The following is a 25,511-nucleotide window of genomic DNA, read 5'->3' on the forward strand; positions in this document are numbered from 1 at the left end:
GTCGCCCTGAACCGTTTCCCAGATCCATAGGCCGCAGGCTTCAATTTTTTTCTTTCCCTGTGAAAACCAGCTATCGGGCGCGGCGGTAAAAAACGCCAGTGCGTGAGTGAGTTGCTGTCCCATCAGTGGTGACCTCCTGTTATTGTATTTGCCTCTGTATCCGTGCTATTCACCGTGTCTCGCCAGAGACGCTACTGTGACCCAGGACTGGGCGGCGCCAGTTCGTAACGCACGTTGGCGGATTGACGGTAAAGTCGGCGTCCTGCAACAGTATCTCGCCCGGGGCGATATTGCGGATGCCGGTAAAGGTTATCTGGTGGCAATAGGTCTTGCTCAACCCCTCGCTGGAAGTGGAGGATTCCACATTGAGGTCGGTTGCGCCGGAAACAGACAGCCGGTAGCGGGCGAACGTGGCGGTTAAGGAAGAAAGCGGCGTGGGTATCGCGGAATAATGCTCCATGCGGTTTCCTATTTTCTGTCCATTGAGAAATTTAAGCAGTGCATTATGCCGCAACAATCAATAAAACGGTAAGAGAATTAAGCGATGAAGATCACAATAATATTCTTTTAAATCAAATTGTTATTATGATAACAATATCATTTGTCATTATTAGAAATGAGGTGTTGGAATATTTATACGGCAGGATAAAGGGAATGTTAATGGTTGTCGTCCTGCTATGCGTAAACCGGCTAATCCGCATATAAGGCTTATCGCTATCCGGGTCATACTTCGAGCTGTATGCATTGGCCCTGTACAGGGCCAACACTTTGCGTTGTTCAAAGCGACGGCGTTTTGTCCCGCAACTGGCATTATTTAGGCTATAAGGTTGCCCATCAGCCGTCTTGTTTTGGCGGTTCCGCAGGGGGTTTCGGCGGTTCCGCCGGGGACAGCGTGAGCATCAGGCCTTCCTGGCGCATCCGGGCGGCCTCGTCGGGCAGATGAAGGCGATCCAGCGCATCGGCGCGCCAGGCGTAGTCATAGGCATCCGGACGCTGATCCAACGCGGCGCGGAACGCATCGCTGGCCTGCTGCCATTCGCCATGTTGCATCGATAGCTGGCCTAGCGTGCTGTTCAGCAACGGCGTCGCGCCCTGTTGTTTGATCAACTGGCGCAACATTTTTTCCAACCGATCGGGATCGCCGGACTTCAGGCGCGGCATCAACAGAACCAGCCGCTCGTCATACTGGCGTTTGAGCCCGTCCAGAATGATTTTCTGGGCGGTATCGTGGTCGTCGCACTCGATAAGGTGCTCCACCATCGCCACCTGCAAAGGCACTTCATGGCGGACTTTCCGGCTCTGATTATTCCACCACTGTTTCAGCTCTTCACTGCCGCCGTCGGCCATCGCCTGATTCATCAGGCCGATATACGCCTGCTGCTCCAGCGCCTGCAACTGCGCGTCGTCATGCAGGTTCGTTTTGCGCATCGCGGGAATAATATCCAGCAACGCGCCGTAGGCATTGGTGCGCAGGAAAGCCTGCTCCGCCAGACGCAACACTTCCGGGTGGCGCGGGGCGACTTCCAACAGGCGATCCACGCCGTGACGGGCGGCATGGTCTTCATGACGCGCCAACTGGATGCGTACCCGGGTAATATCCACCGGCAGCTGATCGGTATCGGCGATTTCCGCGGCGCGCTCCAGATATTGTTTGGTGCGGAATTCGTCGCCGCGCTGCTGCGCCGCTTCCGCCGCCATCAGATAGTTAACCACCGGCTGATCCGCATGATCGGCATTGCGGGCCATCAATTTCTCTACCTGTCGATAATCGCCTTCCGCCAGTTTGAGCAGCGCAGCCTTGGTCTGTTTTCTGGCCCGGCTGCGTTTGCGGCCCAAAAACCAACCGCGGGTGCGGGCGCCGGTATGGAAAATACGGCGGATCGCCCACTCGATAACCAGCAGCGCCAGGAACAGCAACACCAGCATGATGACCAGACCGGTTACGCTGGTTTCAATATTGTAGTTGTCCGTTTGAATCAGTACGTATCCCTGATGACCGGCGACCATCGGGCCGACGATCACCCCGGCGATCAGGATGAGGAACAGCAGCAAAATTTTCAGCATGTTCAGCCCTCCTGCCGCGTCGCTGGCGTTTGCGCCAGTAAGTTGCGTACTCGCGTCTGCATCAGTTTTTCCAGTAGCGGCTGGCTTTGCAGCGTGGTCGGCACATCCATTGAAACTGACTGCTGGCTCAACGCATCCACGCTTTCCAGAAAGGCCTGGGTGTTGGGATCGCTGGTATCAAAATAGGCCCTGACCCAGGTGGCGGCGGTTTCCAGCGACTGTCTGTAGGTTTCGTTCTGATGGCGCGGGATGGCCTGGGCGGCCACCAGCAGACGGGAGCGGATATTCTCGCGCAGATAAATATCCTGATTCGGCGCCAGCAGCGGTTCCGCCGCGCTATCGCGCCGGCGAACGGTGATGAATTCCGCGATAAAGTTATGCCAGCTCTTGCTGAGATTTTGCCGCCATTCGCTGAGAGAGGCCGACAGCTCGGTGCTGTTCTCATCCATCGGCGTTTCATCGCTATTGTTGTCGGCAAGGCGCAGGTTATCCACCTGATCGGTCAACTGGTTCACTTTCAGAATGATGCCGTCGAAGTCGATCTGGCTGACGCCCGCCAGCGCGCTGATGTCGTTGGTGAGCGCGCGGCGCACTTCAATCACGCTTGGGTCATTCATTTCCGCCAGGCTGGCGTCCGCGCTTTTCAGCAACGCGCCCGCCGTGGTGACGTCTTTATCGCTCCATAATTTGCGGCCCGCCATTTTCACCAGGAAATCCGCCTGGGATAACAGCCAGGTGTTGGTGTCGTGCTCGGTCAGCGACGCCAGTTTTTGACTCATCTCATCCGACTGGCGGGTTAATGCGTTAAGGCGCTGCTCGGTGGCGTTCAGTGATTGGCTATGCGACTGCTGCGCGTCTTCCCACTGCCGTTGCCCCTGGTTGTACTGTTGTTGCAACGCGCTCAACTGGGATTCCAGACGCTGGATGACGGCGGCTTTCTGCTGCTCTTGTTGTTGCGTGTAGTAGTAATGCCCGCCGCTCAGCGCCAGCGCGATAATAATGGCTATCGACCCCAGCAAGACGCCGCTTCGTCCGGACGGTTGCGGTTTGGGCTCCTGCTGCTGATGCGCGGGCTCAACCCGTTCTGCCACCGTTTCGGATGGGGTCGTGGGGGTATTGTGTTCCGTCATAATGGTACATCCCATGATCAGGTTTATTGTAGTGCGCGCATAAGCGCATCGTTGTCGGCATTATCGGCGATACGAATATGACGCCAGCCGAGTTGGCGGGCCTGGACGGCCAGTCGTTCGCTAACCACTATCAACTGACAACCCAGTAACCAGGAAGCCCGATAGTAATCAGGCACTAAAGTATAGATCCGTTGTAGCATTTCTCCGCTGGTGATCACCAGCGTATCGATACCGGCCTGTTGCCAGTGGCGGCTTTGTTCCGGTCCGTCATAATGAACGGGGCGGCGCTGGTAACATTCGGCGTAACTCACTTTCGCCCCTCGTTGCGCCAGCGTGTCGCCCAGCAGTTCCCGACCGCCGTTACCCCGTAATAATAGTGCGTGTTTACCATTAACATACTGTAATTCTGGTAATTGCAGTAAACTTTCGCTGGTCTCGCGCTCTGTTGGGTAGGCGACATGCCGCGCGCTGACTTTATGCAGCGCCAGCGCGGTGGCGCGGCCGATGGCGTAATAGCTCGGGTTTGACGGCCAGCCGGCGCCGCTGCGGCTTAACAGCGGATCGGCATAATCGATGGCATGGCGGGACAGCGCGAAGAGCAGATCGCCGGGGCGCAAGCTCGCCAGCATGGCGGGCAATTGCGCCAGTTCGCCGCCCGGCGAAAATTCGATCAGCGGGCTGTGATAAGCGCTGTAGCCCCGTTTTCTTAAGCGGGTCACCAGTTGTTCACCAGCCGGAGACGGACGGGTAACCAGAATCGTCATGATGAGGGGATGTCCCGATAAACCGCCTGGAGAATGGCTTTGGCGCCTTTGGCCAACAGCTCTTCCGCCAGCGCGACGCCGATCTGTTCCGCTTCGGACGGTTTTCCCCGGCGCTCGCCGGTAATGATTCGGCCGCCATCCGGCGAGCCGACCAGCGCGCGCAGCCACAGCGTATCGCCGTCCAGTTCGGCGTAGCTGCCGATAGGCACCTGGCATCCGCCTTCCAGACGCAGGTTCATCGCCCGTTCAGCCTGCACGCGGACGGCGGTGGCGGCATGGTTGAGCGGAGAAAGCAGCCGGCGGGTTTGTTTATCGTCCTGCCGGCACTCAATGCCGATCGCCCCTTGTCCTACCGCCGGTAACGAAATTTCCGGGCTGAGCGGGCTGCGGATCCGGTCTTCCAGCTTCAGACGTTTCAGTCCCGCCGCCGCCAGAATAATCGCGTCATAGTCGCCGCTATCCAGTTTCGCCAGCCGGGTACCCACATTCCCGCGTAAATCGCGGACGATCAGATCGGGGCGCCGGGCACGCAGCTGGCACTGACGGCGCAGGCTCGACGTGCCGACGCAACTGCCCGCCGGCAGTTGATCAAGATCGGCATAATGATTGGAGACAAAGGCGTCGCGCGGATCGTCGCGCTCGCAAATCGTCGCCAGACCGAGGCCTTCAGGAAATTCAGCCGGGACATCCTTCATTGAATGGACGGCGATATCGGCGCGATCTTCAAGCAGCGCCAGTTCCAATTCTTTGACAAATAATCCCTTGCCGCCGACCTTGGCTAAGGGGGTATCGAGGATAATATCGCCGCGGGTCACCATCGGTACCAGTTCTACCCGAAGTCCCGGATGGTGGCGGCTCAGCAATTGCTGAACATATTGTGCTTGCCACAGCGCCAACGGGCTCTGTCGGGTAGCAATTCTAATGATATTGTCTAACATGCTTGATACCGTTTTTATCGTTTTCCGGCGCCATCGTATCATTGATAGTGCGCCAGTGTCAGGTGACGGACATCGGAGTCCGCCGGCAAAACGGCAGAAAATGAACGGGTTTGAAATGACATGTGACAGGCCGGATTTCTCAGGCGATAATTAAAACCGTAATGAAAGCAAGGAGGATAAGTCTAACTTTCTTTACTTTCTTTACGCTTAATCAGCAAGGTGTTAAATTGATCACGTTTCCAGCAATATCTTGCCCAACATTCTGCTAAATATAACCGTTGGCAAGTCAGGAATACGTTTTTTCTAAGCACTGATAATCAGGCGAAACGTCTTGTACTTCTATATCGAGACTTTGAAGCAAAGACTGGATGCGATCAACCAACTGCGTGTTGATCGGGCTCTGGCCGCAATGAAACCTGCTTTCCAGCAGGTCTACAGTCTTGTGCCGATTTTATTACATTATCACCACCCACTCATGCCGGGCTATGTCGAGGGCAAGGTTCCTCACGGCATTTGCTTCCACACGCCTGATGAAAAGCAGCAACAATACCTGGATAAAATCGAACTGCGCTGGGGACCGTTTGCCGACTCCCACGATAAGGGCGAATTGCCGATTACCGGCGTCTACTCCATGGGCAGCACCTCGTCTATTGGACAGAGCTGTAGTTCCGATCTGGATATCTGGGTTTGCCATCAATCCTGGCTGGATAACGAAGAGCGTCAACGCTTACAGAAGAAATGCACCCTGCTGGAAGAGTGGGCCGCCGCGCAGGGCGTGGACGTCAGCTTCTTCCTGATGGATGAAAACCGCTTTCGCCACAATGAAAGCGGCAGTCTGGGCGGCGAAGATTGCGGATCCACCCAGCATATTCTTTTACTGGACGAGTTCTACCGTACGGCCGTCCGCATGGCGGGCAAGCGTATCCTGTGGAATATGGTGCCGGTGGAAGAAGAAGCGAATTACGATGAATATGTCCTGTCGCTGTACGCGCAAGGCGCGCTGGCGCCGAACGAGTGGCTGGATCTCGGCGGGCTGAGCACGCTGTCGGCGGAAGAATATTTCGGCGCCAGCCTGTGGCAGCTCTATAAAAGCATCGACTCCCCTTACAAGGCGGTATTGAAAACGCTGCTGCTGGAAGCCTATTCCTGGGAGTATCCGGATACGCGTCTGTTGTCCATGGACATCAAAAAACGTCTGCACAAAGGCGAGATCGTCTCTTTCGGTCTGGATCCTTATTGCATGATGCTGGAACGGGTGACGAATTATCTGACGCAGATAAACGATCCGACCCGTCTCGACCTGGTGCGCCGATGTTTCTATTTAAAAGTGTGTGAAAAACTCTCCAGCGACCATGCCTGCGTCGGCTGGCGGCGCCAGATTCTGCAACAGCTGGTGCAAGAATGGGGTTGGAGCGACGATCATTTGGCGATGTTGGATAATCGCGCCAACTGGAAGATTGAACGGGTACGTGAAGCGCATAACGAACTGCTGGATGCGATGATGCAGGCCTATCGCAACCTGATTCGCTTCGCACGGCGCAATAATCTGAGCGTCAGCGCCAGTCCGCAGGATATCGGCGTCTTGACCCGCAAGCTGTACGCCGCGTTTGAAGCGCTGCCCGGCAAGGTGACGCTGCTGAACCCGCAGATTTCGCCCGACCTGTCGGAGCCGAATTTAACCTTTATTTATGTGCCGATCGGACGTGCGAACCGCTCCGGTTGGTATCTGTACAATCAGGCGCCGTCGATGGATGCCATCATCAGCCATCAGCCGCTGGAATATAACCGCTATCTGAACAAGCTGGTGGCCTGGGCCTACTTTAACGGCTTGCTGACGCCGAAGACGCATCTGCACATTAAAGGCAGCGAACTGTGCGATATCACCCGTCTACAGGCGCTGGTGTCCGATGTTTCCAGCCATTTCCCCTTGCGTCTGGCGGCGCCGACGCCGAAGGCGCTGTACAGCCCGTGCGAAATCCGCCATTTAGCCATTATCGTCAATCTGGAACATGATCCCACCGCCGTCTTCCGCAATCAGGTGGGGCATTTCGATTTCCGGCAGATGGATGTGTTCAGTTTTGGTCAACAGCAGCAATGTCTGGTCGGCAGCATCGATCTGTTGTATCGCAATTCGTGGAATGAAGTGCGTACGCTGCATTTCAGCGGCGAACAGGCGGTGTTGGAAGCGTTGAAAACGATTCTGGGCAAGATGCATCAGGATGCGGCGTTGCCGGAGTCGCTGGAAGTGTTCTGCTACAGCCAGCATTTGCGCGGGCTGATTCGTACGCGCGTGCAGCAGCTGGTCTCCGAATGCATTGAGCTGCGCCTGACCAGCACGCGTCAGGAACCGGGTCGGTTTAAAGCGGTGAAGGTCGCCGGGCAAACCTGGGGACTGTTCTTTGAACGGCTGAGCGTTTCGGTGCAGAAACTGGAAAACGCCGTTGAATTCTATGGCGCGATTTCCAACAATAAACTGCAAGGCGTGCCGGTTCATATTGAATCCAGCCATGTGCATTTACCCCCGGTGGTCGATGGCGTCGCCAGCGAGGGCATTATCCAATTCTTCTTTGAAGATTTGGATGAAAATCAAGGGTTTAATATTTATATTCTGGATGAGTCCAACCGGGTTGAAGTGTATCATCACTGCGAAGGCAGCAAAGAGGAATTGGTGCGCGACGTGAGCCGTTTCTATTCCTCCTCTCACGATCGCTTTACCTATGGATCCAGTTTTATCAATTTCAATCTGCCGCAGTTTTATCAGATTGTGCAACTGGACGGCCGCACTCAGGTGATCCCGTTTCGCAGCAGCGCGCTTTCTCATCTTTGCATTACCCCGGTGCTCGGCGATGCCGCCAAAGGTATGCAACAGCGGTTACAAATATTTTAATTCCCGGCGCCCCGCAGGCGGGCGACGCGCCAGCCTCCTTTCTCCGTTAGTCGTAGCATGCCGTCGCAGACGGCTTAGCTGAAGCGCACCGTTTCTCCGGCCTGGGTGGAGCAGGCGGCGGACAGCAGCGACATGAAATCTTCTCCGCTGCGATCGCACACCCAGCGTTTATCCTGATAGTTGAAGTGATAACCGCCGGTTTTGGTCGCCAGCCAAATCTGGTGCAATGGCTCCTGACGATTGATGACAATTTTTGTTTTGTTTTCAAAGGTCAGCGTCATCACGCCGCCGTTGGTTTCGTAATCGATATCGGCATCCCCGTCGAATTGGTCCAGCGTTTCTTCCAGTTGCAGCATCAGTTCGTCGGCTAATTGATGGAACTCGCTATCGTTCATTTTCGATTCCTATTGATTTTCATGATCCACCTGCGATTATAGAGAGCATGCATGCATGAATTACAGGTCTTAATGTTATGAAAAAGGTATTTCGCCGGTTTTTTCTGGCGTTATCGCTGCTGACGTTGTTCGGCTGCGGTCTTAAAGGGCCGCTTTATTTTCCGCCGGAGGGCAAGTCGGCAGCGCCCGACGCTCAGCAGCAGAGTGCGGATCACACACAGCAAAAATCGTCCGCGCGGCAGTAACCGGCGATGGTGTCTGATATATCTATCATTATGTTTATAACAGGTCACGATAGCGTTTACCGCGTCCGGTTAAGCCAGCGGAGTCAGGATAATGCAGTTCGCTAAAATGCATGGGTTAGGCAACGATTTCATGGTTGTTGATGCCGTCACGCAGAATGTTTATTTTTCACCCGAGCTGATCCGCCGCTTGTCGGATCGGCACTGCGGCGTGGGATTTGATCAACTCCTGGTGGTTGAGCCGCCGTACGATCCCGAGTTGGATTTCCACTACCGTATTTTCAATGCCGACGGCAGCGAAGTGGCGCAGTGCGGCAACGGCGCGCGCTGCTTCGCCCGTTTTGTGCGTCTGAAAGGGTTGACCAACAAGCGTGATATCGCGGTCAGCACCCAGACGGGACGGATGATCCTCAGCGTTACGGAGGACGACCTGGTGCGGGTGAATATGGGGGAACCCAATTTCGAGCCGCAGCAGATCCCTTTTCGCGCCATGAAAGCCGAAAAAACCTACATTATGCGCGTGGAGGAACACACCGTATTATGCGGCGTGGTCTCCATGGGCAACCCTCACTGCGTGATGCAGGTGGAGGAGGCGGCGACCGCCAATGTCGAGGTGTTGGGGCCGTTGCTGGAAAGCCATGAGCGCTTCCCTGAGCGCGCCAATATCGGTTTTATGCAAATCGTTGACCGCAATACCGTCAAGCTGCGGGTTTATGAACGCGGCGCCGGCGAGACTCAGGCCTGCGGCAGCGGGGCCTGCGCCGCGGTGGCCGTCGGCATTCAACAGGATCTGCTGTCTTCACAGGTCAAGGTATCGCTGCCGGGCGGCGATCTGGATATCCACTGGGATGGGCCGGGACATCCGTTATTCATGACCGGGCCCGCAACGCATGTTTACGATGGGTTTATTCATTTATGAAGAATGTCGAGGAGCAGGCGGAACGCCAGATCGCACTCAGTGACGACATGGTGTTGCAGTTCCTGCAACAGAATCCTGATTTCTTTATCCGCAATGCCCGGCAGATCGAGCAGATGCGCATACCGCACCCCGTCAGGGGAACGGTATCGCTGGTGGAGTGGCAGTTGTCTCGTCAACGGCACCACATCACCCAGCTTGAGGAAGAAATCACGTTGTTGATGCAGCAGGCGGGCGTTAACGAATCGCTGTTCAATCGGCTGCTGGGCCTGCAAACCGAGCTGGCGGCGGCGGATAGCCTGATGGATATGCTGGACAGGCTGCAACGCTGGGCGCGCAAGCTCGGGCTGTCGGGCGCCTCGGTTCGTCTGTTCAGCGACAAATGGCGTATCGGCGCGCCGTCTGATTTCACCCATTTATCGCTGAATCGTTCGGCGTTTGAGCCGTTGCGTATCCAGCGTCTTGGTCAGGCCAACCATTATCTGGGTAATCTGAACGGCCCCGAACTGTTGCTGCTGTTGCCGCAGGCCAAACAGGTGGGATCGGTAGCGTTATCCATGCTCGGCGAGGATCACGACCTGGGGCTGCTGATCTTCACCAGCCGCGATAGCCATCACTATCAGGATGGCATGGGAACCGTGCTGTTGCAGCAGATGGCGATGACGATTCTCCCCGCCATGCTGGCGCGCTGGATTGAACGGGTATGAGCCAACCCGCCGCGCCCGTCGCTCCCCGGCTTCAGTCGCCGGTTGACGATTTCCTGCGCTACCTGAAGGTGGAGCGTCAAATGAGTCCGTTGACGCTGAGCAGCTACGCCCGTCAGCTTGCGGCGGTTATCGCCATGGTTTCGTCCGCCGGCGTGGATGACTGGCGAACGCTGGATGCGGCCGGCGTTCGCGCCGTGGTTTCCCGCAGTAAACGCGACGGGCTGCACGCGTCCAGTCTGGCGCTGCGGCTGTCCGCCCTGCGCAGTTTCCTCGATTGGATGGTTGCGCGCGGCGAACTGGGCGCCAACCCCGCCAAAGGCGTGTCGACGCCGCGGGTCGGCCGTCATCTGCCGAAAAATATGGACGTGGATGAAATGAATCGTCTGCTGGATATCGAGCTCGACGATCCGCTGGCGGTGCGCGACCGCGCGATGCTGGAAGTGATGTACGGCGCGGGTCTGCGTTTGGCCGAATTGGTCGGCATGGACTGCCGCCATATCGATCTGGACAGCGGCGAAGTCTGGGTGTTGGGTAAAGGCAGCAAGGAGCGCCGGCTGCCGATGGGCAAAACGGCGGTAGCCTGGCTTGAGCGCTGGCTGGCGCTGCGTGAGTTGTTCGGGCCGCAGGATGACGCCATTTTTATTTCCAATCAGGGCCGGCGTATTTCCATGCGCAATGTGCAGAAACGCTTTGCGGAGTGGGGCGTCAGGCAAGGCGTCAATAGCCATGTTCATCCGCATAAACTGCGTCACTCATTTGCCACCCATATGCTGGAATCCAGCGGTGATTTACGCGCGGTGCAGGAATTGCTCGGCCATGCCAATCTTTCCACGACGCAGATCTATACCCATCTGGACTTTCAACACTTGGCGTCCGTATACGATGCCGCACATCCACGTGCCAAACGGGGAAAACATTGATGCATTTTTACCGACCATTAGGCCCCATCCGTGCGATAACCTTCGATTTAGACGACACGCTGTACGATAACGCCGAGGTGATACGGCGCACCAAGCAGGAATCGATCGCTTTTTTACAACAGTATCATCCCGGTCTGAAAGATTTTCAGGAAGCGGATTTACAGCGCCTGCGCGACGAACTACGGGCGCAAGAACCTGAAATCTATCACGACGTGACGGAATGGCGGCGGCGGGCGGTTGAACAGGCGATGAAGAACATCGGCCTGAATGCCGACGAGGCGATGCGGGGGTCAATGGCGGCGATGGACAACGTCGCCTATTGGCGCAATCAGATCGTCATACCGGAAGAGACGCATCGTACGCTGGCGACGCTGGCCGAGCAGGTGCCGCTGGCGGCGATCACCAACGGCAACGCCGATCCCTATCAGTTCGGCCTGGAGCGCTACTTTGCCTTTGTGCTGCGCGCAGGTCCGGACGGCCGCTCAAAACCGTTCGCCGATATGTATCATCTGGCGGCGGAAAAGCTCAATCTGCCGCTTAACCAGATTCTGCACGTCGGCGACGATCTTACCACCGATGTCGCCGGCGCCGTGCGCTGCGGGATGCAGACTTGCTGGATCAACCTGCGGCAAGGCGACCTGATGCATATCGACGATGCCCGCTTGCTGCCGCATATCGAAATTTGCCGATTGGCATCGCTGACAGCGTTGTTATAATCACCTGTATATATACCCAATAGATTATGGCGGGCTATCCTGCCCGCCTTCGGGTCAACGTTTTGCGTTGTTAAAAAACGATCCCGGCGTTTTTTCACGGCGCGGGCAGCGGCTTAACCGTCATGGCGGTCAACGCTTCCGCCGCCTGAACGATGCCGGGTTTGTCTTGTGTCAATAATCAGTGGTGACCGTGTTGCTTCGCGACGATACGGTTTCCCGTCAACGGATACCGTACCTATGGACGTTTCTGCTCTACTCGATGGCCTCAACGACAAACAACGAGAGGCGGTAGCCGCGCCGCGCAGCAATTTACTCGTGCTGGCGGGGGCGGGCAGCGGCAAGACGCGGGTGCTGGTGCATCGTATCGCCTGGCTGTTGTCCGTCGAAGGCTGCTCTCCTTATTCCATTATGGCGGTGACGTTCACCAATAAAGCCGCGGCGGAAATGCGTCACCGTATCGAACATCTGATCGGCACCAGCCAGGGCGGCATGTGGATCGGCACCTTCCACGGTCTGGCGCACCGTCTGCTGCGCGCGCATCATCTGGATGCCGGCCTGCCGCAGGATTTTCAGATCCTGGACGGCGAAGATCAGCTGCGTTTGCTCAAGCGCCTGATTCGGGCGCTGAATCTGGATGAGAAACAGTGGCCGCCGCGTCAGGCCATGTGGTACATCAACGGCAAGAAGGACGAAGGTTTGCGTCCTCAACATATCGAAAGTTACGGCAATCCGATAGAACAGACCTGGCAGCGGGTTTATCAGGCTTATCAGGAGGCCTGCGACCGGGCCGGGCTGGTGGATTTCGCCGAGCTGCTGCTGCGCGCCCACGAACTGTGGCTGAATAAGCCGCATATTCTGAATCACTACCGCGAACGCTTTACCAATATTCTGGTGGATGAATTTCAGGATACCAACCGTATTCAATATGCCTGGATCCGCATGCTGGCGGGGGATAGCGCCAATGTGATGATCGTCGGGGATGACGACCAGTCGATTTATGGCTGGCGCGGCGCGCAGGTGGAAAACATTCAGCTCTTTCTCCAGGATTTCGCCGGCGCGCAAACCATCCGTCTGGAGCAGAATTACCGTTCGACCAGCAATATCCTGAATGCGGCCAATGCCCTGATTGCGCATAACGGAGGGCGTTTAGGCAAGAATCTATGGACGGAGGACGCGGAGGGCGAACCCATCTCGCTGTACTGCGCGTTTAACGAACTGGATGAAGCGCGTTTTGTGGTCAACCGGATTAAAGTCTGGCAGGAGAACGGCGGCGCGCTGAGCGATAACGCCATCCTGTACCGCAGCAACGCCCAGTCGCGCGTGCTGGAAGAAGCCTTGCTTCAGCAGAGCATGCCGTACCGCATTTATGGCGGCATGCGCTTCTTCGAGCGGCAGGAAATCAAGGATGCGCTGGCTTACCTGCGCCTGATCGCCAACCGTAACGATGACGCGGCCTTTGAGCGCGTGGTGAATACGCCGACGCGCGGCATCGGCGACAGAACGCTGGACGTGGTACGGCAAACCGCCCGGGAGCGGCAGCTTACGCTCTGGCAGTCCACGCGTACGCTATTGCAGGAAAAGGCGCTGGCGGGCAGGGCGGCATCGGCGTTGCAGCGTTTCGTCGAGCTGGTGAATGCGCTGGCGGATGAAACCGCTGAAATGCCGCTGCATGTGCAAACCGACCGGGTGATCAAAGATTCCGGTCTGTGGAGTATGTACGAGCAGGAGAAAGGCGAGAAAGGACAGGCGCGGGTGGAAAACCTTGAGGAACTGGTTACCGCGACGCGGCAATACAGCTATCAGGATGAAGATCAGGATCTGATGCCGTTGCAGGCGTTTTTATCGCATGCGGCCCTGGAAGCGGGGGAGGGGCAGGCGGATGCCTATCAGGATGCGGTGCAGTTAATGACGTTGCACTCGGCGAAAGGGTTGGAGTTTCCGCAGGTGTTTATCGTCGGCATGGAAGAAGGCATGTTCCCCAGCCAGATGTCGCTCGACGAAGGCGGCCGGCTGGAGGAAGAGCGCCGTCTGGCCTATGTCGGGGTAACGCGCGCGATGCGAAAACTGACGCTGACCTACGCGGAATCCCGGCGTTTATACGGTAAAGAAGCCTATCACCGGCCGTCCCGTTTTGTCGGCGAACTACCGGCGGAGTGCGTCGAGGAAGTCAGGCTGCGGGCCAGCGTGTCGCGCCCGGTCAATCACCAGCGTCTTGGCACGCCGATAAGCGAAACCGACAGCGGTTATCGCCTGGGCCAGCGGGTACGGCATGCCAAATTTGGCGAAGGCACCATCGTTAATCTGGAAGGCAGCGGCGAGCACTGCCGGATTCAGGTGGCGTTTCAAGGGCAGGGCATAAAATGGCTGGTGGCCGCGTATGCCCGGCTGGAAGCGGTATGATTTAGACCTGGCGGCCAATCACCGGCGAGCGGTCTGGCAGACGTCGGACGAGAATAAAAAGAGCAACAAGGAGCAGCGGCATGACATTGAAGCAGATTGTGGATGCTTTACGTCAAAAGAAATGGGTGGATTTAACCCACCCGATAACGGGCGATATCCCGGTTTTCAGCGCTTTTGAGGGCGTGAAGCGTAAAACGGTGTTCAGCGTTGAACAGCACGGTTTTTTCGCGGAGGAAGTCACGTTTACCACGCCGACCGGAACGCACATCGATTCGCCGGGGCATTTTGTCGCGGGCAAGCGCTATCTGGATCGCATTGATAATAAAGAGTTATTACTGCCGCTGTCGGTGATTCACAAGCAGGAAGCGGTCGAGCGCGACCCGGACTACCGTCTGACGGTGGATGACGTTTTGCAGTTCGAGGCGCAATGGGGAACGATCCCGGCGGACAGTTTCGTCGCCTTCGCCAGCGGCTGGAGCAAAAGATGGCCGGACGGGCGGGCGTTCGACAACAAGGATGAGCAGGGAAACAGCCACACGCCGGGGTGGTCTATCGAAGCGTTAACATTCCTGTTTGAACAACGCGGCATCAGCGCCGTCGGACATGAAACGCTGGACACCGACGCCGCCGTGGATTTTCGCCGCCACAACGCGCTGATCGGGGAATATTACGTTCTGGATCAGAACGCGTATCAGGTCGAAGTGCTGAACAATCTTGAGCAGATTCCGCCCACCGGCGCCTATATTCACGTGATGTATCCCAACTTTGCCGGTACGGCGAGTTTCCCGGTGCGCGCCGTCGCCTACCTGCCGGAAGACGCCTGACCGCCAGGCGGGCGTCTGGCAAAAGAGGCGCGCCCGGCGGCGCGGAAATCCTTTGGTGATAAAGGGCATATTAGTAACGGTTTTAAAGTTGACAGCCTTTTTCATCTCGGCGTAACATGCGCGCATCATTATTCCTGGAGGACTTACGCCTTGGACGCTCCCAGTCGATGCTGGCTCAATAACCTGACCATTAGGTACAACTTCTAAGGCTATCCTCCCGTTGCTGATAGCCTCAGTGGTTGTCAGCGATCTTTTCATCAATGTCGCTGTGAGTCAGATCCGTCGAACGGACTGAAACCTGCCGGTGACGCTTTCACCCTTGTTTCTCTGCTTCAATCGCGTTGTCCATTCTTTTCTGTTCATGAAAAAGGAAGCAGTGGCCTATGCTGAGCGCATTTAAACTGGATAATTGCCGTTTATCTCGTCTGGAGCTGGACGATTCCGATGATCTCACCTCCTCTGTCTGGGTCGATTTGATCGAGCCGGAAGTCGACGAGCGTGAGAAAGTACAAAATGAACTGGGACAAAGCCTGGCGACCCGGCCGGAGTTGGAAGACATTGAAGCGTCCGCGCGTTTCTTTGAGGATGAAGACGGGTTGCATATTCACTCCTTCTTCTTTTTTGAGGATGCCGAAGACCACGCCGGCAACGCCACCGTGGCGTTTACCATTCGCGACGGCCGTCTGTACACGCTGCGTGAACGCGAGCTGCCGGCGTTTCGTCTCTACCGGATGCGGGCGCGTAATCAGACGCTGGTCGATGGTAATGCCTATGAACTGTTGCTTGATTTATTTGAAACCAAAATCGAGCAACTGGCGGACGAAATTGAAAATATCTACAGCGATCTGGAGTCGCTAAGCCGCATCATTATGGAAGGCCGTCAGGGCGACGAGTACGATGAGGCGCTTTCCACGCTGGCTGAGTTGGAGGATATCGGCTGGAAGGTGCGCCTGTGCTTGATGGATACCCAGCGCGCGCTCAACTTCCTGGTGCGCAAGGCCCGCTTGCCTTCCGGCCAGTTGGAACAGGCGCGCGAGATCCTGCGCGATATCGAATCCCTGCTGCCGCATAACGAATCCTTGTTCCAGAAGGTCAACTTCCTGATGCAGGCGGCGATGGGCTTCATCAATATCGAACAGAGCCGCATTATCAAGATATTCTCGGTGGTCTCCGTGGTGTTCCTGCCGCCGACGCTGGTGGCCTCCAGCTATGGGATGAACTTTTCGTTTATGCCTGAGCTGAAATGGTCATTTGGTTATCCGGCCGCCATCGTGCTGATGATCCTGGCGGGTCTGGCTCCTTATCTTTATTTCAAACGCAAGAACTGGCTCTGAAACGCGTCGCGCGCCCTGGTTTGCGGCGCGCGTTGACGTTTTCCCTCGCGCGATTAATTTCCATGTTAATTATTTGTACAATCCGTTTAGAATGGCGGCAGTCGTCATATTACTGAAACAGGTTGTGTGCATGCGCAATAGCTCACCCTTAATGCAATGGGGGATTCTGTTCTCGGTCTCGCTGGTGTTGGGTGTTGTGCTTCAGGTCTATCACGTTCCGGCCGCGTTGTTGCTTGGCCCTATGCTGGTTGGGGCCGTCATGGGACTGAACGGCGCAACCATTCGTCTTCCCCCCGTCTTTTTTGCCGGCAGCAACGCGGTGCTGGGTTGTCTGGTGGCGCAAAGCCTGTCGCTGTCAATCCTGATGCCTTTATTGGACCACTGGTTGATGGTGCTGTTTATTCTGCTGGCGACCCTCGCCGCCAGCGGGCTGTCCGGCTGGCTGCTGATGAAATTCAGCGAACTGCCCGGCACGACGGGCGCGTGGGGCGCGTCTCCCGGCGGCGCTTCGGCGATGGTGGCCATGGCGGGGGATTTCGGCGCGGATGTGCGGCTGGTCGCGTTTATGCAATATTTGCGCGTCCTGATGGTAACGGCGGCGGCGGCTTTTGTTGCGCGTATCAGCCTGGGGGACGGAGCCGCGCACAACAGCGCCATGCTGATATGGTTTCCGGCGCTGGACTGGCGTTTCCCGGCGACCCTGTGCGTCGCCTTTAGCTGCGCATGGTTAGGGCGGCGGCTGCGCATTCCCTCCGGCGCGCTGCTGGGGCCGATGATTATCGGCTCGCTGTTGCATTCAACCGGCGCGCTGACCTTGCAGACCCCGGAATGGCTGCTGGCGCTGGCCTATGCGATTATCGGCTGGAGCGTCGGTTTATCCTTTACCCGGGCGATTTTTCTGCTGGCGATACGCACCTTGCCGCAGATGATGGCGTCGATTATCGGGCTGATGCTGTTGTGCGGCGCGATGGCGCTGATGGTGACTCGGGTTCTGCCGATTGATCTGCTGACGGCTTATCTGGCGACCAGCCCCGGCGGGCTGGATTCGATTGCCATTATTGCCGCGGGCAGCAACGTCGACATGGCCTTTGTGATCGCGATGCAAACGATGAGGCTGTTCGCGACCCTGATAGTAAGCCCGCTCCTGTCGCGTTTTATCTCCCGGCGCATCGCGCCGTGATGCCGGCGGCTTGCCGCTGTTTATGCCGCTGTTTATGCCGGTGATAAAACGCATCCAGAATAAACAACGCCAGCGCGCTCCAGATAAAAGCGAAGGTAATCATTTTGTCTTCGCCGAACGTTTCGCCATAGCAGGTCACGGCCAGCAGGAACGTTAAGGTTGGTCCCAGATATTGGAAGAAACCCAGCGTAGACAGGCGCAAGCGCATGGCGGCGGCGGTAAAAAACAGCAAGGGAATGGTGGTGATAATACCGGCGCACATTAAAAGCAGGTTTAACGATCCGCTGTTTTCAGCCAGATGACTGCTTGGCGTATCGGCAATAAAAAACAGGTAAACGCTCGCGGCCGGCAGCAGCCACAGGGTTTCAATCAGCATGCCGATCTGGCCGTCAATCCCGATTTTCTTTCTCAGCAGGCCATATAAGGCAAAGCTGAAAGCCAGTCCCAGCCCGATGACGGGCAGCGAGCCGAAGGTCCAGAGTTGGACCAGCACGCCGGCGACGGCCAGCGACACTGCCAGCCATTGCAGACGCCGGAAGCGTTCGCCCAAAAACAGCATTCCCAGCATGACGTTCACCAATGGATTAATGAAGTAACCCAGGCTGGCTTCCAGCATATGGTGGTTATTGACCGCCCAGATATACAGCAACCAGTTGCCGCCGATTAATACGCTGGTGAATGCGAGCAGCAGCAGGCGTTTGACGTTTTTGCAGGCGACGCGAACCTGACGCCATTTCCGGCCGATGCTCAACAGGATCAACATAAAGAAAAACGACCAGATAATCCGATGCGTCAATATTTCATCGGCGGGTACATGTTCGAGTAGCTTAAAGTAAACGGGCGCAATACCCCAGATGGTGTAAGCGCCCAGAGCGAAAAAAATCCCCTTGCGGGTTTGCTGCGCATCCATGGGTGACTCGATAGAAAAAACGATATGGAAAAATAAGAGTTTATCCAAAACCGGGGGCATTTTCATTGTTATCCTCAGCCCGCAAGGTAAATAGCGGGAACAGGTGGATAAAAGGTTAATTAATTGTTTTTTTATTCATTAAATGTGTTTCAGACCAGAAAAAACCGAGAAACGGCGGAACGTTGATTCAAATAGCGGCGAACTGTGTAAAATGGCCCCTTTGGATTTCATGTGGGCCGCTCAGGCGTTCTGATTGACTCGCCGGGGGCGGCCGTCGGGATCGCGGATTTCCGGCTGACGAACATGACGGGAAGTAGACGTAGCCGATCGCTCAGGAGAAGAAGTGAATGCGTAAAATAGTAGGCATGCTGGTGATGCTGTTGGCGATACATGCTCAGGCGGAAGAAGCAACAATAGAGTCGGTGCATGACAAGCCCGCCGTGCGCGGCAGCATCATCGCCAGTCTGTTACAAAAGCACGATAGTCCGTTTATTCTTTATCCGTACGAGAGCAACTATTTACTGTATACCTACACCAGTAATATTAATAAGACCGCGATACAGAGCTACAACTGGAGCAACGCCGCTCGCAAAGATGAAGTGAATTTTCAGCTTAGTCTTGGTTTTCCTCTGTGGCGGGGTATTCTGGGCGATAATTCGTTGCTGGGCGCGTCCTATACCCAGCGTTCATGGTGGCAAATGTCCAATAAAAGCCAGTCTTCGCCGTTTCGGGAAACCGATTACGAGCCGCAGGTTTTCCTTGGCTGGGCGACGGATTACTCCGTGGCCGGCTGGACGCTGCGGGATGTCGAAGTCGGCTTCAATCATCAGTCTAACGGCCGTTCCGAACCGACATCGCGGAGCTGGAATCGCGCTTATGTCCGCCTGATGGCGCAAAACGGCAACTGGCAGGTGGATGTGAAACCCTGGATCCGTTTTTCCGACAGCCGCGACGATAACCCGGATATCACCAAATATATGGGACACTACCGTCTGCGCGTCGGCTATGTCTGGGGCGACAGCGTCATCAGCGCGGAAGGCCGCTATAACTGGAACACGGGCTACGGCGGCGGCGAGCTGGGCTGGAGCTATCCGCTGACGGAACACGTGCGCTTCTATACCAAAGTCTTCAGCGGCTATGGCGAGTCGCTGATTGATTATAATCACCGCCAGACCCGTTTCGGGGTTGGGGTGACGCTAAACGATATGTTCTGATTCTCGTCCCCGCACGGCCAAGCCGGCGGGCGGGCATCGTGGCAATATGCACGTAAACATTGCAGTTTTATCGGACGACGCTGAAAATGGCGTCTGGTTGAATTCATCAGATTGGGGAAGGCGTGTCTACGGCGGAAGTGTTAAATAAGGAAGCGCTGGCTGTGCAAATCCTGCGGGAGACGTTCGGTTATCAGCAATTCCGGCCGGGTCAGCAGGAAATTATCAATGCGACCCTTAGCGGGCAGGATTGTCTGGTGGTGATGCCGACCGGCGGCGGGAAATCACTGTGCTATCAAATCCCCGCGCTGGCGATGGATGGCCTGACGCTGGTGGTTTCTCCGCTCATTTCGCTGATGAAAGATCAGGTCGATCAGCTTCAGGCCTATGGCGTATCGGCGGCCTGTCTCAATTCGACCCAAACCCGCGAGCAGCAGTTTGAGGTGATGGCCGGCTGTCGTTCCGGGCAGATCAAACTGCTGTATATCGCGCCGGAGCGTCTGACCACCGACAGCTTCCTTGACCACCTGATGCACTGGAATCCGTCCCTGATCGCCGTGGATGAAGCGCACTGCATTTCCCAGTGGGGCCACGATTTCCGCCCTGAATACCGGGCGCTGGGGCAGGTGAAACGCCACTTTCCCGGTCTGCCGGTTATTGCGCTGACCGCCACCGCCGATGAAACCACGCGGCGGGATATCCTCCGCCTGCTGGATCTCCAGTCGCCGCTGATACAGGTCAGCAGTTTCGACCGGCCGAATATCCGCTATACGCTGGTGGAAAAATTTAAACCGCTCGATCAGCTATGGATGTTCGTACAGGGTCAGCGCGGCAAAAGCGGCATTATTTACTGCAACAGCCGGGCCAAGGTGGAAGATATCAGCGCTCGTCTGCAAAGCCGCGGACTGAGCGTGGCGGCGTATCATGCCGGCTTGGACAACGAGCGTCGGGCGCAGGTGCAGGAAGCCTTCCAGCGCGATGACCTTCAGGTGGTGGTGGCGACCGTCGCCTTCGGTATGGGGATTAATAAACCGAACGTCCGCTTTGTGGTGCATTTTGATATTCCGCGCAATATTGAATCCTACTATCAGGAAACGGGCCGGGCCGGACGCGACGGTCTGGCGGCGGAAGCCGCGCTGTTTTACGATCCCGCCGATATGGCGTGGCTGCGGCGCTGTCTGGAAGAGAAACCGGCCGGACAGCAGTTGGACATTGAGCGCCACAAGCTGAATGCGATGGGCGCCTTCGCCGAGGCGCAAACCTGCCGCCGTCTGGTGCTGCTCAACTATTTCGGCGAAGGGCGTCAGCAGGCGTGCGGCAACTGCGATATTTGTCTCGATCCCCCCAAGCGTTATGACGGACTGGTGGAAGCGCAGAAGGCGCTCTCCTGCGTGTACCGGGTGGGACAACGGTTTGGCATGGGGTACATCGTCGAAGTGCTGCGCGGCGCGAATAATCAACGTATTCGCGAGTTCGGTCATGACAAACTGCCGGTTTACGGCATTGGCCGCGACAAGTCGCATGAACACTGGATTAGCGTATTGCGCCAGCTGATTCACCTGGGGTTGCTGAGCCAGAATATCGCGCTGCATTCCGCGTTACAGCTTACGGAGTCGGCCCGCCCGGTGCTGCGCGGCGAAGTCCCGCTACAGCTTGCGGTTCCGCGGGTGATTAATCTGAAGCCGCGCGCCAGTCAGAAAACCTACGGCGGAAATTACGATCGTAAGCTGTTCGCCAAACTGCGCAAGTTGCGTAAATCCATTGCCGATGAGGCCAACGTTCCGCCCTACGTGGTGTTCAGCGACGCCACGTTGCTGGAGATGGCCGAACTGATGCCGATTACCGCCGCGGAGCTGTTGAATATCAACGGCGTCGGGCAGCGCAAACTGGAACGCTTCGGCGCGCCCTTTATGTCGATGATCCGCGATCATGTTGATAATGACGACGAATAATCGACGCTATTTCCCGTCTAACACCATAGGAAATCAATGATGCTCATGCTGTTTCTGACCGTCGCTTTGGTTCATTTCATCGCCTTAATGAGCCCCGGACCGGATTTCTTGTTTATTTCGCAGACGGCGGCCAGTCGTTCGCGCAATGAAGCGATGCTGGGTGTGCTGGGGACTTCTCTGGGGGTAATGGTCTGGGCGGCGATTGCCCTGCTGGGACTGCATCTGTTGCTACAGCAGATGGCCTGGCTGCATCGCGTCATCACCATCGTCGGCGGCGCCTATCTGTGCTGGATGGGGTGGCAGATGTTGCGGTCGGCGCGGCGCAAGGCGCAATCCCACACCGAGCCGGAGGCGGTGGTCGCGTTGCCGCGGCGGGGGAAAACTTTTATGCGCGGTTTGCTGACCAACCTGGCCAATCCGAAAGCCCTGGTCTATTTCGGCAGCGTGTTTTCGCTGTTTGTCGGGGACGGCGTCGGCGCCGGGGCGCGTTGGGGATTGTTCGCCCTGATTTCGGTGGAGACGCTGGTGTGGTTCAGTCTGGTGGCGCTGGTGTTTGCGCTCCCTGCGATCCGCCGCGCTTATCAACGCCTGGCCAAGTGGGTGGATGGCGTGGCCGGCGTACTGTTTACCGGCTTCGGGCTGCATCTGATTTTTTCCCGCTGACGTTACCTGCCGCGGACGGTAAATCCGGCGGCGTTCGTCTAGGCTTTTCTGGCGCTGGCCAGCAGCGCGCCGACCAGGATAAACAGCGAACCGAAAATCCTGTTCAATAGGCGCATCTGGCGCGCGCCTTTCAGCCAGCCGGAAATCCGCGTGGCCAGCGTGGCGTAGCCAATCATCACCACAATGTCCACGATGATGGTGGTGGCGCCCAGCACCAGATACTGAGCGGCCTGGGGCTGATGGGGAATGATGAACTGCGGGAACAGGGCAGCCAGAAACACAATGCTTTTCGGGTTGGTCAGATTAACCAGAATGGCGCGTTTCAGCAGCTTACGGCGCGGCATGGCGCTGGCCAGCGCATGCATATCCAGCGAGCCTGCCGAGCGCCACTGCTGGATCCCCAGCCAAATCAGGTACGCCGCCCCCAGCCATTTCAATATGTCGAAGAACATCATGGATTGCGACAGCAGCGCGCCGAGTCCGATCCCCACCAACACGATGTGTACGGCCAGACCAATCTGTAAACCGGCGATTGAGGCAATGGTGCCGCGATAGCCGTGGCTGATGCCGGTGCTCATGGTATTGATCGCGCCCGATCCGGGAGAAAGACTGAGAATGAATGTTGTTAATAAATAGGTTAACCACCAGTCGAAAGTCACTTGCGGATGCTCCCTGAATCCTGTTTTTGATTGCGACGTCTACGGGCCAACGCGTTGCGTTGTTGAAAATCGCTCCAGGCGATTTTTTACTCGCCTCATCCCTGAGGCTCGCCCTATGGGCCAACGTATTGCGTTGTTGAAAATCGCTCCAGGCGATTTTTTACTCGCCTCATCCCTGAGGCTTGCCCTACGGGCCAATGCGTTGCATTGTTGAAAATCGCTCCAGGCGATTTTTTATGGCGGGCTATCCCTGCCCGCCCCCTACGGGTCGTTGCTGCGCAACGTTGAAAATCGCTCCAGGCGATTTTTTACTCGCCTCATCCCTGAGGCTCGCCCTACGGGCCAACGCGTTGCGTTGTTGAAAATCGCTCCAGGCGATTTTTTGTGACACAATACGCCGATACCTATATTTGTTCTATAGCTCACAAAAACTTTCCGCTAGCTTTACTGGTCTGCCCCGGAGATGTGTGATGATTCCGTATTGCGATAGCCTGTTAACGCGAGAAGCGCAGTTCTCCGCCTTCGCTAACGGAAAATTACTGGATTTTTGGCGTCGGCGCGACGAAGGGGAGATGATCGGCGTCGATAACGTGCCGATCCGTTTTGTGCGTTTTACGTCTTCCCGCCACGATAAACTGGTTGTCGTCTTTCCCGGTCGTATTGAAAGTTACGTAAAATACAGCGAAGTGGCTTACGATCTCTTTCATAATGGCTATGACGTGCTGATGATGGACCATCGCGGGCAGGGGCGTTCCGGGCGCTTGCTTGCAGACCGGCATCGCGGGCATGTATTGCGCTTCAGCGACTATGTGGACGATGTCGATTTGCTGTGGCAACAGCAAATCGACGTTCAGGCCTATACCCGGCGATTTGCGCTGGCGCATTCGATGGGCGGCGCCATTCTGGCTCAGTTTCTGGCGCGCCGGCCGGCGGCGTTTGATGCGGCGGCGCTGTGCGCGCCAATGTGCGGCATTCACTTGCCGATGCCGCACTGGCTGGCCTGGCGAATTGTTGACTGGGCGGAACGCCACCCCTCGGTGCGCGACTATTATGCGATTGGTACCGGGCAATGGCGGGCGCTGCCTTATATGGTCAATGTGCTGACCCACAGCCGCGCGCGTTATCAGCGCAGCGTCAGAGCCTATGCCGACGAACCGGCGCTACGCGTGGGCGGGCCGACCTATCATTGGGTGCGCGAAGCCATTATCGTGGGAAAACAGTTACTGGCGATGGCCGCCGATATCACCACGCCGATCCTGCTGTTGCAGGCTGGGGAAGATTGTGTGGTGGATAATCGCAGTCAGGATGCGTTTTGTCAGGCTCTGGCGCGAAGCGGCCACCCATGCGCGGGCGGGAAGCCGCAGATTATTAAAGGCGCCCGGCACGAAATTCTGTTTGAGAAAGATGTTATTCGCGCCGAGGCATTCGGGCTGATTCTGGCTCATTTTGCCCATTATCATTAAATTTTGCGGCGAGCGCCGCGACATCCACCAGAGGTTAGAACTCACCGTTATGTACCATGTTGTCGCTTCCGATTTAGATGGCACGTTATTGTCGCCCGACCATACCCTGTCTCCTTATGCGAAAGAAACCCTTAAGCTATTGACTGAAAAAGGTATTCATTTTGTGTTCGCCACCGGGCGGCACTATATGGACGTGGGACAAATCCGGGATGGCCTTGGCATCAGCGCATTTATGATCACCTCTAACGGCGCCAGGGTCCACAATACGCAGGGCGAGCTGATTTTCAGTCATAATCTGGATGGGGACATCGCCCGCGATCTCTTCGGCGTGGTACACCACAACCCGGATATGCTGACGCATGTTTATCGCGATGACGACTGGTTTATGAACCGCCAGCGCCCGGAAGAAGAACGGTTTTTCAAAGAGTCGGTGTTTAAGTACAAGCTGTTTGAGCCCGCTCTGCTGGAAACCGACGGCGTCAGTAAAATCTTTTTTACCTGCGATGAGCATGAACAACTATTGGCGCTGGAAGAGGCGATCAATGCGCGCTGGGGCGATCGCGTCAACGTGAGCTTTTCCACGCTGACCTGTCTGGAAGTGATGGCCGGCGGCGTATCCAAAGGCCACGCGCTGGAGCAGGTGGCGAAGATTATCGGTTTCTCATTGCGGGAGTGCATTGCTTTCGGCGACGGCATGAACGATTACGAAATGCTGTCGATGGCGGGCAAAGGCTGCATTATGCAAAACGCGCATCAGCGTTTGAAGGATTTGCTGCCGCAGTTGGAAGTGATCGGCAGCAACGTGGATAGCGCGGTGCCGAACTATCTGCGGGATTTGTTTCTGAGATAACGCCGGGCGGCGGCGATGTTGCCGTGACGCTCCACCTCATCGGTAAAAAGAACGCGACCGGCAGGGCGCGTTCTCGAAGTATGACCAACCTTCCCAACCCCGTCATTCCCAACTAACGCGGGAATGACGGGGCGTAGCGGCGAATGACAATGGCGGAGAGCAAGGGCGCGTGTCCCGCTTTACGGCTGAGCTGCATATTTTCCCCCGGACGCGGTCGGTTCGCGCCGATCTCCTCGCTTCTTTCTAATCTGCCTTGCGCCGGATACGCTGCGGCCGCCGGTTCTCCTTTAGTGATATCAATCACGGTTGTGATTTTTAATCGCCATTTAATTTTCGTTTTGTGTTCGTTTTTGCTCTTTATCAAACATTACCCCTGCATTTTGTGT

The 25,511-nt window shown here is 56.5% G+C and carries 23 protein-coding genes; 15 read left to right on the forward strand and 8 right to left on the reverse strand.

Going from position 1 to position 25,511, the window contains the following annotated elements:
- Nucleotides 1-169 precede the first annotated feature (169 nt).
- The 5 genes from ABRZ26_RS19305 to hemC all read right to left on the reverse strand — a co-directional run bounded on the left by ABRZ26_RS19305 (nt 170) and on the right by hemC (nt 4,896).
- Nucleotides 170-460, reverse strand: coding sequence for a hypothetical protein (locus ABRZ26_RS19305; RefSeq protein WP_319605747.1), 291 nt, complete (start codon nt 458-460; stop codon nt 170-172).
- A gap of 374 nt (nt 461-834) precedes the next feature.
- Nucleotides 835-2,064: a protoheme IX biogenesis protein HemY gene (hemY, locus tag ABRZ26_RS19310; RefSeq protein ID WP_319605748.1), complete on the reverse strand. Its 1,230-nt coding sequence runs from the start codon at nt 2,062-2,064 to the stop codon at nt 835-837.
- 2 nt (nt 2,065-2,066) lie between these two features.
- On the reverse strand, nt 2,067-3,194 hold the full coding sequence (hemX, locus tag ABRZ26_RS19315; RefSeq protein WP_319605749.1) for a uroporphyrinogen-III C-methyltransferase: 1,128 nt from the start codon (nt 3,192-3,194) through the stop codon (nt 2,067-2,069).
- Nucleotides 3,195-3,217: 23 nt separating this feature from the next.
- Nucleotides 3,218-3,958: a uroporphyrinogen-III synthase gene (gene hemD, locus ABRZ26_RS19320; protein ID WP_319605750.1), complete on the reverse strand. Its 741-nt coding sequence runs from the start codon at nt 3,956-3,958 to the stop codon at nt 3,218-3,220.
- Nucleotides 3,955-4,896, reverse strand: coding sequence for a hydroxymethylbilane synthase (gene hemC, locus ABRZ26_RS19325; RefSeq protein WP_319605751.1), 942 nt, complete (start codon nt 4,894-4,896; stop codon nt 3,955-3,957). The genes hemD and hemC overlap by 4 nt, the downstream gene beginning before the upstream one ends.
- A gap of 331 nt (nt 4,897-5,227) precedes the next feature.
- Between hemC and ABRZ26_RS19330 the strand changes: the two genes are divergently transcribed.
- A complete protein-coding gene (locus tag ABRZ26_RS19330) occupies nt 5,228-7,783 on the forward strand; it encodes a class I adenylate cyclase (RefSeq protein ID WP_319605752.1) in 2,556 nt (851 codons plus the stop codon).
- Nucleotides 7,784-7,857: 74 nt separating this feature from the next.
- Here the strand turns inward: ABRZ26_RS19330 and cyaY are convergent, their stop codons facing one another.
- Nucleotides 7,858-8,178, reverse strand: coding sequence for an iron donor protein CyaY (cyaY, locus tag ABRZ26_RS19335; protein ID WP_319605753.1), 321 nt, complete (start codon nt 8,176-8,178; stop codon nt 7,858-7,860).
- Nucleotides 8,179-8,255: 77 nt separating this feature from the next.
- On the opposite strand from cyaY, the gene lptM reads away from it, so the two are divergent.
- The 9 genes from lptM to ABRZ26_RS19380 all read left to right on the forward strand — a co-directional run bounded on the left by lptM (nt 8,256) and on the right by ABRZ26_RS19380 (nt 17,417).
- Nucleotides 8,256-8,423 carry an LPS translocon maturation chaperone LptM gene (lptM, locus tag ABRZ26_RS19340; RefSeq protein WP_319605754.1) on the forward strand — a complete coding sequence of 56 codons (168 nt, stop codon included), beginning with the start codon at nt 8,256-8,258 and terminating at the stop codon, nt 8,421-8,423.
- Nucleotides 8,424-8,514: 91 nt separating this feature from the next.
- The gene (gene dapF, locus ABRZ26_RS19345; RefSeq protein WP_319605755.1) at nt 8,515-9,339 is read left to right on the forward strand and encodes a diaminopimelate epimerase; all 825 of its coding nucleotides are present in this window, start codon (nt 8,515-8,517) and stop codon (nt 9,337-9,339) included.
- On the forward strand, nt 9,336-10,043 hold the full coding sequence (locus ABRZ26_RS19350; protein WP_319605756.1) for a DUF484 domain-containing protein: 708 nt from the start codon (nt 9,336-9,338) through the stop codon (nt 10,041-10,043). Before dapF ends, ABRZ26_RS19350 begins: the two co-directional genes overlap by 4 nt.
- Nucleotides 10,040-10,963 carry a tyrosine recombinase XerC gene (xerC, locus tag ABRZ26_RS19355; protein ID WP_319605757.1) on the forward strand — a complete coding sequence of 308 codons (924 nt, stop codon included), beginning with the start codon at nt 10,040-10,042 and terminating at the stop codon, nt 10,961-10,963. Before ABRZ26_RS19350 ends, xerC begins: the two co-directional genes overlap by 4 nt.
- Nucleotides 10,963-11,679 (forward strand): 5-amino-6-(5-phospho-D-ribitylamino)uracil phosphatase YigB, encoded by a 717-nt coding sequence (yigB, locus tag ABRZ26_RS19360; protein WP_319605758.1) that lies wholly within the window; start codon nt 10,963-10,965, stop codon nt 11,677-11,679. Before xerC ends, yigB begins: the two co-directional genes overlap by 1 nt.
- Nucleotides 11,680-11,916: 237 nt before the next feature.
- Entirely contained in the window at nt 11,917-14,079 is a 2,163-nt protein-coding gene (gene uvrD, locus ABRZ26_RS19365) for a DNA helicase II (RefSeq protein ID WP_319605759.1), read from the forward strand.
- A gap of 80 nt (nt 14,080-14,159) precedes the next feature.
- The gene (locus tag ABRZ26_RS19370) at nt 14,160-14,903 is read left to right on the forward strand and encodes a cyclase family protein (RefSeq protein WP_319605760.1); all 744 of its coding nucleotides are present in this window, start codon (nt 14,160-14,162) and stop codon (nt 14,901-14,903) included.
- Nucleotides 14,904-15,286: 383 nt separating this feature from the next.
- Nucleotides 15,287-16,237: a magnesium/cobalt transporter CorA gene (gene corA, locus ABRZ26_RS19375; RefSeq protein ID WP_319605761.1), complete on the forward strand. Its 951-nt coding sequence runs from the start codon at nt 15,287-15,289 to the stop codon at nt 16,235-16,237.
- Nucleotides 16,238-16,367: 130 nt separating this feature from the next.
- Nucleotides 16,368-17,417, forward strand: a complete 1,050-nt coding sequence (locus ABRZ26_RS19380) for an AbrB family transcriptional regulator (protein ID WP_319605762.1) — start codon at nt 16,368-16,370, stop codon at nt 17,415-17,417.
- Here ABRZ26_RS19380 and rarD read toward each other — a convergent pair.
- A complete protein-coding gene (rarD, locus tag ABRZ26_RS19385; RefSeq protein ID WP_319605763.1) occupies nt 17,392-18,327 on the reverse strand; it encodes an EamA family transporter RarD in 936 nt (311 codons plus the stop codon). The genes ABRZ26_RS19380 and rarD overlap by 26 nt on opposite strands.
- 347 nt (nt 18,328-18,674) lie before the next feature.
- Between rarD and pldA the strand changes: the two genes are divergently transcribed.
- From pldA to rhtC, 3 genes are all read left to right on the forward strand, one after another.
- Nucleotides 18,675-19,541, forward strand: a complete 867-nt coding sequence (gene pldA, locus ABRZ26_RS19390) for a phospholipase A (RefSeq protein ID WP_319605764.1) — start codon at nt 18,675-18,677, stop codon at nt 19,539-19,541.
- Nucleotides 19,542-19,663: 122 nt separating this feature from the next.
- The gene (recQ, locus tag ABRZ26_RS19395) at nt 19,664-21,490 is read left to right on the forward strand and encodes an ATP-dependent DNA helicase RecQ (protein WP_319605765.1); all 1,827 of its coding nucleotides are present in this window, start codon (nt 19,664-19,666) and stop codon (nt 21,488-21,490) included.
- 39 nt (nt 21,491-21,529) lie between these two features.
- Nucleotides 21,530-22,153 (forward strand): threonine export protein RhtC, encoded by a 624-nt coding sequence (rhtC, locus tag ABRZ26_RS19400; protein ID WP_319605825.1) that lies wholly within the window; start codon nt 21,530-21,532, stop codon nt 22,151-22,153.
- Between the two features lie 38 nt (nt 22,154-22,191).
- On the opposite strand, the gene rhtB is transcribed toward rhtC, so the two are convergent.
- Nucleotides 22,192-22,812 carry a homoserine/homoserine lactone efflux protein gene (gene rhtB, locus ABRZ26_RS19405; protein WP_319605766.1) on the reverse strand — a complete coding sequence of 207 codons (621 nt, stop codon included), beginning with the start codon at nt 22,810-22,812 and terminating at the stop codon, nt 22,192-22,194.
- A 470-nt stretch (nt 22,813-23,282) separates the two neighbouring features.
- Here rhtB and pldB point away from each other — a divergent pair, with 470 nt between their 5' ends.
- Together pldB and yigL are read left to right on the forward strand one after the other, a co-directional pair.
- Nucleotides 23,283-24,275, forward strand: a complete 993-nt coding sequence (gene pldB / locus ABRZ26_RS19410) for a lysophospholipase L2 (protein ID WP_319605826.1) — start codon at nt 23,283-23,285, stop codon at nt 24,273-24,275.
- 49 nt (nt 24,276-24,324) lie between these two features.
- Nucleotides 24,325-25,125 (forward strand): sugar/pyridoxal phosphate phosphatase YigL, encoded by an 801-nt coding sequence (gene yigL, locus ABRZ26_RS19415; protein ID WP_319605767.1) that lies wholly within the window; start codon nt 24,325-24,327, stop codon nt 25,123-25,125.
- Nucleotides 25,126-25,511: the final 386 nt, after the last annotated feature.

This window comes from Brenneria sp. L4-2C (genome assembly GCF_040240335.1).
Classification (GTDB): domain Bacteria; phylum Pseudomonadota; class Gammaproteobacteria; order Enterobacterales; family Enterobacteriaceae; genus Brenneria.